7 protein-coding genes and 3 tRNA genes are annotated in these 8,052 nt (G+C 45.5%); 7 read left to right on the top strand and 3 right to left on the bottom strand.

Annotated features, from left to right (window positions below):
• Nucleotides 1-72: 72 nt before the first annotated feature.
• Nucleotides 73-157: transfer RNA gene (locus E5342_RS18215), tRNA-Ser, on the bottom strand.
• 193 nt (nt 158-350) lie between these two features.
• On the opposite strand from E5342_RS18215, the gene trxA reads away from it, so the two are divergent.
• A complete protein-coding gene (trxA, locus tag E5342_RS18210; RefSeq protein ID WP_121735185.1) occupies nt 351-821 on the top strand; it encodes a thioredoxin in 471 nt (156 codons plus the stop codon).
• Between the two features lie 71 nt (nt 822-892).
• Here trxA and E5342_RS18205 read toward each other — a convergent pair whose 3' ends face one another.
• Nucleotides 893-1,441: a 30S ribosomal protein S16 gene (locus E5342_RS18205; protein ID WP_121735186.1), complete on the bottom strand. Its 549-nt coding sequence runs from the start codon at nt 1,439-1,441 to the stop codon at nt 893-895.
• Between the two features lie 317 nt (nt 1,442-1,758).
• Between E5342_RS18205 and E5342_RS18200 the strand changes: the two genes are divergently transcribed.
• A complete protein-coding gene (locus E5342_RS18200; protein WP_135960006.1) occupies nt 1,759-3,396 on the top strand; it encodes an ABC-F family ATP-binding cassette domain-containing protein in 1,638 nt (545 codons plus the stop codon).
• On the opposite strand, the gene E5342_RS18195 is transcribed toward E5342_RS18200, so the two are convergent.
• The gene (locus tag E5342_RS18195) at nt 3,393-4,874 is read right to left on the bottom strand and encodes a DUF3943 domain-containing protein (protein ID WP_135960005.1); all 1,482 of its coding nucleotides are present in this window, start codon (nt 4,872-4,874) and stop codon (nt 3,393-3,395) included. The genes E5342_RS18200 and E5342_RS18195 overlap by 4 nt on opposite strands.
• Nucleotides 4,875-5,046: 172 nt before the next feature.
• Here E5342_RS18195 and E5342_RS18190 point away from each other — a divergent pair, with 172 nt between their 5' ends.
• The 5 genes from E5342_RS18190 (at nt 5,047) to E5342_RS18170 (ending at nt 7,885) form a co-directional block, all read left to right on the top strand.
• Entirely contained in the window at nt 5,047-5,658 is a 612-nt protein-coding gene (locus E5342_RS18190; RefSeq protein ID WP_005858164.1) for a trimeric intracellular cation channel family protein, read from the top strand.
• Nucleotides 5,659-5,680: 22 nt separating this feature from the next.
• Entirely contained in the window at nt 5,681-6,745 is a 1,065-nt protein-coding gene (locus E5342_RS18185; protein ID WP_121735189.1) for an asparaginase, read from the top strand.
• A 47-nt stretch (nt 6,746-6,792) separates the two neighbouring features.
• Nucleotides 6,793-7,596, top strand: coding sequence for an MBL fold metallo-hydrolase (locus E5342_RS18180; protein ID WP_121735190.1), 804 nt, complete (start codon nt 6,793-6,795; stop codon nt 7,594-7,596).
• A 116-nt stretch (nt 7,597-7,712) separates the two neighbouring features.
• Nucleotides 7,713-7,785, top strand: a tRNA-Lys gene (locus E5342_RS18175).
• A 15-nt stretch (nt 7,786-7,800) separates the two neighbouring features.
• Nucleotides 7,801-7,885, top strand: a tRNA-Ser gene (locus E5342_RS18170).
• The last annotated feature ends 167 nt before the right edge of the window (nt 7,886-8,052 follow it).

Here is an 8,052-nt window from a genome sequence, read left to right as displayed (position 1 = left end):
AGTACTTGGATTTGAAGAGATAAAGAAGAGGGGGTGGAAACAAAGAAAGCAACTAGAAATAGTTGCTTTCTGCGGAAAGACAGGGATTCGAACCCCGGGAACCTCTCGGTTCAACGGTTTTCAAGACCGCCGCAATCGACCACTCTGCCATCTTTCCAATATATTTTGCGATCAATCGTTCTGTTTAATTACGTTGCAAAGATAGCACATTCTTTTGGAATATACAAGAGTCTTATGCGCTTTTTTCTTTTTGTCTATTTTTTTCTTTTAAGAATAGAATGTGTGGGAATCCCCTTTTTATTGTTATTTTTGTAGCAAATAATTTATCAATCAAGTAAAAAGGTTTCTATATGAGAAAGTTGAAAGGTTTATGGCTGGTTTCGGTTGTGCTGCTATTAGTAAGCTGCTTGATGTCCGCTAAATCAGATAAATCAAGTGAGGTCGGTACCGCCTCCAAGGGAGAGGTCGTTACTTTAAACAAGGCCGAGTTCCTGCAAAAGGTATTCAATTACGAGAAGAATGCTACGAAATGGGTATATGAAGGTGATAAGCCTTGTATCATCGATTTTTATGCGGACTGGTGTGGTCCCTGCAAGCAAGTGGCTCCTATTTTGAAGGATTTGGCTATCTTGTATAAGGATGATATCGTAGTTTATAAGGTAAATGTGGATAAGGAAAAGGGGTTGGCTGCTGCTTTTGGTATACAAAGTATTCCTACGTTCTTGTTTATCCCTAAGGAAGGGCAGCCTCAGATATCGATGGGAGCTCTTCCCCGTGAGGAGTTCGTGAAACAGATCGATACGTTCTTGCTGAAGAAGTAAGTCGATAGAAAAAGGCATAAAAAAAGAGGGCATTGAAAAATGTCCTCTTTTTTATTTTGGCATCGCACGAATTATTCAGCGCTTTCAGTTGCCGGAGCTTCTTCAGCAGGAGCCGCTGCGGCTGCTTCCTCAGCTTGCTTAGCAGCTTCAGCTGCTGCCAATTCTGCTTTCTTTTTAGCTACGATTTCTGCTTTTGCCTTATTAGCTTCCTTCTCAGCCTCAAGACGTGCTTTAGCTGCTGCTCTAGCTGCTTCGCTGTCTTTTTCTTTGATAGCTTGTACGGAAGCTTGTTTGTTCTTCAACCAAGCTTGGAATTTCTCCTCAGCTGCGGCTTCGTCGAACGCACCTTTCTTAACACCTTCCAATAAATGCTTTTTCAAGCAAACGCCTTCGCGAGAAAGGATGTTACGAGTTGTGTCTGTAGGTTGAGCACCTACTTGTAACCAATACAAAGCTCTCTCGAAGTTCAAATCTACTGTAGCAGGATTAGTGTTCGGATTATAAGAACCTATCCTTTCAATAAATTTTCCATCACGTGGAGCCCTGCTGTCTGCGATCACGATTTGGTAGAAGGCGTAACCTTTACGACCGTGTCTTTGCAATCTGATTTTTGTTGCCATGTTTGAATGATTAATTTAAGCTGTTTGTATTAGCGGGTGCAAAGATAGGTTTTTCTGTTTATAAAACAAGCGTTTCATTGGGAAATAGTGGATGCGTCTGCTTTTTTAAGATAGTTTAAGGGATCGCCCCTTATGAAGTTGGTTGCCGACGACGTTGGCAATAATGCTGACGCTGTCAGAAATACAATCGACGTCGTTGGCAACTAATTTCTTCTTGGTCTTGCCCCGGAAAGATCGTATGAAATCTTCTGTAGATCCCTAATGAAAGTTTTCTTATCTTTGCGGCTTCATTATATTCATTGTATTAAGATAAACATATGATTTCAGTTGACGGACTAACAGTTGAGTTTGGTGGAAGCGCCCTTTTCTCCGATGTTTCTTTTGTGATTAACGAGAAAGATCGTATCGCTTTGATGGGTAAGAATGGCGCCGGTAAATCTACCTTGTTGAAGATCTTGGCCGGCGTGCGGGAACCAAGTCGTGGAAAAGTGTCCGCCCCTAAAGATACCGTGATCGCTTATTTGCCGCAGCATTTGATGACGGAGGATGGCCGTACCGTTTTCGAGGAGACGGCGCAGGCTTTCGCCCATCTGCACGAGATGGAGGCTGAGATCGCCGAATTGAATAAGCAATTGGAAACTCGTACGGACTATGAGTCGGATGGTTATATGGAACTGATCGAGCGGGTCTCTACCTTGAGCGAGAAATTCTATTCCATAGAGGAGATCAATTACGACGCCGATATAGAGAAAACCTTGTTGGGACTGGGTTTTAAACGGGAGGATTTCGACCGAAAAACCAGTGAATTCAGCGGTGGCTGGCGTATGCGTATCGAGTTGGCGAAACTGCTATTAAAGAAACCGGATGTCCTTTTGCTGGACGAGCCGACGAATCACTTGGATATTGAGTCTATCCAGTGGTTGGAAGATTTCTTGATTGATAACGGTCAGGCCGTAGTGGTGATCAGCCACGACCGTGCGTTCGTGGATCGTATCACGACTCGTACGATTGAGGTGACGATGGGCCGGATTTATGATTATAAGGTAAACTATAGCCAGTATCTGCAATTGCGGAAGGAACGTCGGGAGCAACAGCAGAAGGCTTATGACGAGCAACAGAAGATGATCGCCGAGACGAAAGAGTTCATCGAGCGTTTCAAGGGCACGTACTCCAAGACCTTGCAGGTGCAGAGCCGCGTGAAGATGCTGGAGAAACTGGAGATCTTGGAGGTGGATGAGGAAGATACCTCGGCTTTGCGCTTGAAGTTCCCGCCTTCGCCCCGCTCAGGCTCTTATCCGGTGACGATCGAGAATGTCTCGAAAGCGTATGGCGATCATACGGTTTTTCGGAACGCTAATCTGATGATCGAGCGAGGGGATAAGATCGCTTTTGTCGGAAAGAATGGCGAGGGTAAGTCTACCTTGGTGAAGTGTATCATGAAAGAGATCGAGCACGAGGGAACGTTGACGCTGGGGCATAACGTGATGATCGGTTATTTCGCCCAGAACCAAGCCTCCCTGCTGGATGAGAACCTTACAGTTTTCCAGACGATCGACGATGTGGCGCAGGGCGATATCCGTAATAAGATCAAGGATCTGCTGGGTGCGTTCATGTTTGGCGGCGAGAACTCTGCGAAGAAGGTGAAGGTGCTTTCCGGTGGCGAGCGTACACGTCTGGCCATGATTAAGCTATTATTGGAGCCTGTGAACTTGCTGATTCTGGATGAGCCGACAAACCATTTGGATATGAAGACGAAGGATATCTTGAAGCAGGCGTTGCTTGACTTTGACGGGACGTTGATCGTCGTATCCCACGACCGTGATTTCTTGGATGGGCTGGTCTCTAAGGTCTATGAGTTCGGAAACCAAAAAGTTACGGAGCATTTGGAAGGCATCTATGAGTTTATGCAGCGCAAGAAGATGGAGAATCTGCGTGAGCTTGAGCGGAAGAATTAAATCCTCCACCCAAGCGTCAGCATAATATCATACGTGGAGTTATCTATATCTTTATGATACTTATAATGGGTACGGCGAGAGAAATAACGATTTCGCAACGCAATATTCCATTTATGTTTGGACATATAGGCTAAGGTGGTGGAAAATACCGTTAAACGTGCGTTGCCGGCATCACCTTGTACGTTTAATTTTGTAGGGTCCACCGCATTCCAGTCTATGTTTGGCTCGTATCCTTTCCATGTGAAGATGTGGTAGTTCTCCAGATCGATCAAGAATGCCCAGCGTTTATCGTAGGCCAATCCGGTAAACGCTTTCACGCTATAACCGCTTCCCAAATTATAATCTCTTTCTTCCAGCCGGAGGTAATCGGAGATGCTTGCTCCCAAGGCGACTCCTGTTCCGTATAATTCGGCGTAAACATCTACCTTATTGTCCGGCGTGCCTCTCTTGTAATAGATCAATCCGCCACCGACTGCCGCCGCTTCCGATATACGGTAGGGGGCGACTGTTTGGGAACTGTTGGATTTTAATTCGGAATCGTAGTAGTCGAAATGCTGAAAGATTCCAGCGGCCAGACTACGAGACCCTTTGCTCCATACCTGTTTTCCCCAGATAGCCCCAACAGCGTTGACTTGGCTGATGAGCGGCTGACTGGAGAAGAAATCGAAACCGGCCTTCAGCTGAAACCATTCATACGGTGAATAGTAATCATCATTGAAAGGATCTCCATAATCCAACCTAAAGGATACGTGCATACTCGTAGTGCCATGCTTGGAGTCTTCCTGCTCGGCAAGGAAACGAGGACCGACACCTACGATGAAGTTCACGGGAACCGAGGTGTAGACACGCCCCTTGGAGTTGCTGTGTTTCCATGCTTCTCCCGTGATGATACGATTGATCGCCCGCATCGGGGAGATCAAGCCGGATAAGATTTCCCGTCCCACACGTTCCGCCCCATGGGAACGGTTGTCGATGAATAAGTCGGAGAGTCGGTAGGTAATCTCACCTAATTCTATACCTCCGAAAGTGGTGGCAAGCATGTCATTGATGGAGGGTGGTTCGGTTTCCATAAAAAATTCCCACATCAGGCTGCCTCCTGCTGCGAATGGAATGGACTGCCAGAAGTTCAGTCCGTTGTTACGGGCTGCGTTGAAATATAACGATCCGTGATAAGGGTGGGCCACCAGATTGGTAGAGAACTTATCTGTGTCCCAAACAGGCCCCGTCTTGAAGTTTTGCTTAATCGTATGTCCGTTTATCTTTGCGAAATCCTCGTTCATTAAGAAACGGTCGAAAGCCCAGACTGCCATGTTCATTCCGAATACCTCACCTGTTGCCAACCAAGGGCGGCGTGGAATGAAAAGGGCCGTGTCGCTCACGTAATTACGGGCATCCATCTGAGGGAAGTGTTGCCCCCATATCCATTGGCTGGATAGCAGACAGATCACCCCGATCAACATGCTTTTTTTCATCTTCATCTAGTTCAATTCTCTTTTGTGAATAAAAATCAATAGATTACAGTTATAACCACTTCGCAAACTTATATATAATAAACATTAATGGATTCGTTTGGTTTAAATTATAGTTAGGTATTCTTTCTATAAATGCTGTTATTTGCGAACTATTCCGTATTTTTGCGAAAAAAACAAAATGATAGATTTTATCACCTTCTGTGACTATACTGGGACTTTCGCATTTGCCATAAGTGGCATAAGGTTGGCTTCGGCGAAACAATTTGATTGGTTTGGCGCCTATGTGGTGGGTGTCGTGACCGCTGTAGGAGGAGGTACGATTCGTGATATTTTATTGAATGCGGTGCCTTTTTGGATGGAACAAGCCTCTTATTTGATTGTCTCGGCCTTGGCTTTGTTGTTCGTTATCGCTTTCCGAAAATACGTGATCCGTTTGAACAATACATTTTTTATATTCGATGCTATCGGATTGGGGTTGTTTGTGGTGGTAGGTATCGCCAAGACCTTGGATTTCGGGTTTCCTATGTGGGTGGCGATCGTGATGGGAACCATAACCGGCTCGTTTGGCGGTATGATGAGGGATATATTGATTAATGAGGAACCTTTGATATTCCGGAAAGATATTTATGCGTTGGCTTGCGTTTTTGGCGGTTTGATATATTATATATGTATGCAAACTTCCATGTCGGCGGCGATGATACAGTTCGTATCAGCACTGAGCGTGTTCTTAGCACGTATAATCGCTGTAAAATATCATATAAGCGTTCCGGTGTTGAAAGGAGAAGAATAATTTATTAACTTTGCATAATTATATGGACATGCATACTCAACAAGACAAGGCTTCCATCCTGTTGATATATACGGGTGGTACGATAGGTATGATCGAGAATCCGGAGACTGGAGTGTTAGAGTCGTTTAATTTTCAGCATTTGAAGGATAATATGCCGGAGTTGAAGAAGCTGGGGTATTCGGTGGCCACGATACAGTTTGATCCTCCGATGGACTCCTCGGAGATGGGGCCGGATTCGTGGATGAAGATCGTGAAAATCATCGCCGATAATTATCAGAAATACGACGGTTTCGTGGTACTGCATGGTACGGATACAATGTCGTATACGGCATCGGCATTGAGTTTTATGCTTGAGAACTTGAGTAAGCCGGTGATCCTTACGGGATCGCAATTACCGATCGGGATGTTGCGTACCGATGGAAAGGAGAACTTGATTACGGCGATCGAGATAGCGGCCGCCAAGGAGAATGGCTTGCCGTTGATCCCGGAGGTCTGTATCTTTTTTGAGAACGATTTATTGAGAGGGAACCGTACGAGCAAGATTAATGCGGATAATTTTAACGCATTCCGTTCGTACAATTATCCGGCTTTGGCTCATGCGGGTATCTATATCAAGTATGATCTGCCGCAGGTATATCATCCGGTATCGCGTAAGCCGCTGAAGCCGCATTATTTGTTAGACAGAAATATCGCTATACTCAAACTATTCCCCGGAATTTCTCCGCAGGTAGTGGAAAGTATCCTGAATATCCCGGGGTTGAAAGGCGTGGTGATGGAAACATTCGGAAGCGGAAACGCTCCGTGCGAGGAATGGTTCTTGAATATGTTGAAGGAGGCTGTAGACCGTGGTATCGTCATCGTGAATGTTACCCAGTGTAGGGCTGGAAGTGTGGAAATGCACCGTTATGAGACGGGGCACAAATTGTTGGAGGCAGGCGTGACGAGCGGCTTCGATAGTACGACGGAGAGTGCCGTGACGAAGCTGATGTTCCTTTTCGGCCATGGATTGACACCAGACGAGGTGAAGGAGCATATGAACTGCTCGTTGATCGGGGAGGTATCGATCCCTGAGACGTTCCGCCCCTAGTGTTACTATGTAAAACAGAAAAAAGCAGTGTTGCGGAATAGGAGAGTATGAAACTATCATTTCTGAGTTTGGCGAGTGGGAGCAGTGGGAACTGCTATTATTTGGGGACTTTGGAATTCGGTATACTGATTGACGCAGGTATCGGAATCCGGACCATAAAGAAAGTACTTAAGGATCGGTCGATCGATTTTACCAAGATCGTGGCTGTGTTGATTACCCACGATCATGCGGATCATATCAAGACGGTCGGGTATTTGGGCGAGAAGCTTTGCATTCCTGTCTATGCGACAGCCGACGTGCACAGAGGGATTGATAAGAGCCGGTATGTGGAGGAAACCTTATGTGTTTCCCGCAAGGTTATAGAGAAAGAAGTTCCATTCCTGATCCGTGATTTCCGTATCACGGCTTTCGAGGTGCCTCACGATAGTACCGATAACGTGGGTTACCATATCGAGTATGGTAATCATAAGTTTACTTTCGCTACTGATGTGGGGCATATTACAGACACGGTCGGGAAATATATCTGCATGGCAAACCATTTGATATTGGAAGCGAACTATGATGAGGAGATGCTCCGTTTTGGTACGTATCCTGCTTTCTTGAAAGAGCGGGTGGCGAGCCCTACCGGGCATTTGAGCAATAGAGAGGCAGCAGAGTTCTTGGCGACCCACTATAATACCGATTTGAGGAATATCTGGCTTTGCCATCTAAGCCGGGATAATAACCATCCCGAACTGGCCTATAAGACAGTGGATATACGTCTTTTCCAAGAAGGCATAAGGGTAGGGAAAGATGTTTCATTGGTAGCGTTGAAGCGGACTACACCCTCGGATATTTACGAGTTTGATTAAAATTTTATGAAAAAAAGTAGTCGAAAAGTTTGCGGGGAAAAATAAAACCTCTATCTTTGCACCCGCAATCGAGAAACAAACGGTGGTTTGAAAAAGTAACGATAGCAAAACGGAATGACTTGGTAGCTCAGTTGGTAGAGCAAATGACTCTTAATCATTGGGTCGAGGGTTCGAGCCCCTCCCAGGTCACACGATTTACTTATTGGAAAGATGGCAGAGTGGTCGATTGCGGCGGTCTTGAAAACCGTTGAACTGAGAGGTTCCCGGGGTTCGAATCCCTGTCTTTCCGCAGAGAGTCCTGTAAGGCGAAAGCTTTACAGGATTTTTTGTTTTTGAGGCGTTTGTCTAGGCACGAACGGAAAGAGGTAGCGGGCATCGCTAGAATGAGAAAGTGTATAATAATATGAACTATAATATAAAAACAGAATACGGTTAACGATAATTAGCATACTCATG

It is taken from the genome of Parabacteroides distasonis (assembly GCF_004793765.1).
Classification (GTDB): domain Bacteria; phylum Bacteroidota; class Bacteroidia; order Bacteroidales; family Tannerellaceae; genus Parabacteroides; species Parabacteroides distasonis_A.
Note: the sequence above shows the minus strand (reverse complement) of the source record. Positions and strands in the feature narration are given on the sequence as shown.

Bases quoted from the DNA above. Each gene is read 5' to 3' on its own strand.
- E5342_RS18205 (WP_121735186.1), bottom strand. From the start codon at position 1,441: ATGGCAACAAAAATCAGATTGCAAAGACACGGTCGTAAAGGTTACGCC.
- E5342_RS18185 (WP_121735189.1), top strand. From the start codon at position 5,681: ATGGACATGCATACTCAACAAGACAAGGCTTCCATCCTGTTGATATAT.
- trxA (WP_121735185.1), top strand. From the start codon at position 351: ATGAGAAAGTTGAAAGGTTTATGGCTGGTTTCGGTTGTGCTGCTATTA.
- E5342_RS18190 (WP_005858164.1), top strand. From the start codon at position 5,047: ATGATAGATTTTATCACCTTCTGTGACTATACTGGGACTTTCGCATTT.
- E5342_RS18200 (WP_135960006.1), top strand. From the start codon at position 1,759: ATGATTTCAGTTGACGGACTAACAGTTGAGTTTGGTGGAAGCGCCCTT.
- E5342_RS18195 (WP_135960005.1), bottom strand. From the start codon at position 4,874: ATGAAGATGAAAAAAAGCATGTTGATCGGGGTGATCTGTCTGCTATCC.
- E5342_RS18180 (WP_121735190.1), top strand. From the start codon at position 6,793: ATGAAACTATCATTTCTGAGTTTGGCGAGTGGGAGCAGTGGGAACTGC.